This is a genomic window from Nocardiopsis sp. TNDT3, assembly GCF_003427465.1.
Classification (GTDB): domain Bacteria; phylum Actinomycetota; class Actinomycetes; order Streptosporangiales; family Streptosporangiaceae; genus Nocardiopsis; species Nocardiopsis dassonvillei.
The window spans coordinates 1-2,145 of the sequence record NZ_QPFC01000032.1 but is presented as its reverse complement, the minus strand read 5'-3'; the positions used below and the strand labels follow the sequence as shown (position 1 = coordinate 2,145).

Below are 2,145 nucleotides of genomic sequence, written 5' to 3'. Positions count from 1 at the left end.
CTCCATGAGCTTGACCAGGGTGTCGATGGCCTCCCGGCCGAAGTCGGGGCCGCTGCCGCCGCCCTCGCTGCCGTTGGCCAGCGTGTAGGCCTCGTCGACGAACAGCACGCCGCCCTTGGCCCGCTCGAACACCTCGGTGGTCTTGATCGCCGTGCCGCCCACGTACTGCGAGACCAGGTCGGCGCGGGCCACCTCCACCACGTGCCCGTAGCGCAGCACGTCCAGTTCGGCGAGGATCTGCCCGTACAGCCGCGCCACGGTGGTCTTGCCCGTACCGGGCGCGCCGCCGAAGACCAGGTGGCGGCTCATGGGCGGTGTGGGCAGACCCATCTCCGCCCGGCGCTGGGCCATCTGGTTGCGGGTGACGAGCGTCTTGACCTCGTGCTTGACCCCGGACAGACCCACCAGCCGGTCCAGCTCCATCATGGGGCCGACCTCCTCGGCCTCCTCGTCCCCCTCCTCGGGGAGGGGGGCCTCCGGCATCGGAACGGGCGCGCCCGCCAGGTCACCGAAGGCGTCCGGGGCCCCGTTGCCGCGGCTGAGCAGCTCCTCCGTGCGCATGCTCTGGCTGGCCACGGTCTGGCGCAGCCCGGAGCGGCCGTTGTCGCGCACCGAGCAGTCCTCCACCGCCACGTCCTCGGCGGAGTGCACGAGGATGCCGTCGGCGCCGTTGCCGAACACCTCGCACCGGCGCAGCGTGGCGCTCGCCTTGGCCGCCACCAGCACGCCGTTGCGGCGGCCGTTGTAGACCCGGGTGCGCAGCACCGTCGCCTTGCCCCCGGCCCGCACGGCGATGCCGTCGCCCGTGCACGCGGACACGTCGCAGTCGCGCACGTCGGCGGACCCGCCCGAACCCACCGAGATCCCGGCGTCGCGGCTCCCGGAGACCTGCACGCCGGTCAGCAGGGGCGCGCCGCCCTCCTCCACCGACACCGCGCTCTTGCCGGTGCGCTCCAGCGTCACGTCCTCCAGGCGTCCGCGCCCGCCCCTGCCGAACACCACGCCCTGGCTCCTGGTCCCGGTGATCGCGGTCGCGCGCAGGAACGGGGCGCACTGCTCGACGACCACGCCGGGACCGGCGGTCTCGCTGACCAGTCCGCGGTCGAACTCCACGACGCTGTCGCCGCCCAGGCTCAGCCCCTGTCCGCCGCGCACGACCAGGCCGAGGAAGGCGGTGGAGGCGCGCTCCTCGGCGAGCACGGCGTTACCCTCCGACTCCTCCACCTCGCACTCGGCGAAGGTCCCGCGCGCCCGGCCGGACAGGTGGATGGCCACGCCCTTGGTACGGGCCACGCGCACCCGCGCCACCTGCGGGTCCGACCCGTTGTGCACGACGACGCCGCGTCCGCCCACGTCCTCGAACACGCAGTCCTCGACCAGCGGGCGCGACCTGCTGGAGACCACCAGCCCGTCGCCCTCGACGTCGTGCACGCGCGCGCCCAGCAGCGAGGTGGCCGACCCCTCCTCCAGCGCCACCGCGGGCTTCTTGGTCCCCGAGATCTCGCAGTCGCGGATCGTGCCCCCGGACTGCCCGCTGGCGAACACCCCGTTGCCCCCGGCGTCGCGCAGCACGCAGGAGCGGATGGTGGGGCGGGCCTGCTCGCCGATGACCACGGCGCTGGTGTCGACCTCCTCGACCACGCAGTCCTCGATGACGCTCGGTCCCGAGGAGGTGATCACCACACCCGCCCCCGCCGAGCAGGTGACGCGGCTGTCGCGCATGGCGAGCGCGCCCTCGCCGCGCACCGACACCGCGGTCCACGAGGCGCCCTCCACCTCGCAGTCGGCCATCTCCAGCTGCCCGAGGGGGATGTCCACCGCGGGGTAGTCGGCGTGGCGGCCGCGCAGGACCAGACCCGACAGCTTGACCGCCTCGGCGCCCGAGACCACGGCACAGCCGCTGGCGGTGGTGATCTCCACGCTGCCCAGGCCGTCGCGGGCCATCAGGGTGACCACGTCGCGCAGGACGAGGCTCTCCTCGTAGCGACCGGGGGCGATGGTGATGAGGGCGCCGCTGTCAGCGGCCTCGACCGCCTCGGTGATCGTCGCGTGCCCGTCCTGAGCGTCGGCGTCGACGGTGAGGAGCTGCCTGGTCATCGGTGTCTTCCTAAGTCGGGGGAGGGGCGGTGGCGGGACGGCCGGAGC

The 2,145-nt window shown here is 73.9% G+C and carries 1 protein-coding gene; it reads right to left on the bottom strand.

The features are described 5' to 3' along the window. Positions 1 to 2,097 (bottom strand): right-handed parallel beta-helix repeat-containing protein (locus DQW06_RS00860; protein WP_117197785.1); only part of this gene is annotated, 2,097 nt, incomplete at its 3' end. Positions 2,098 to 2,145: the final 48 nt, after the last annotated feature.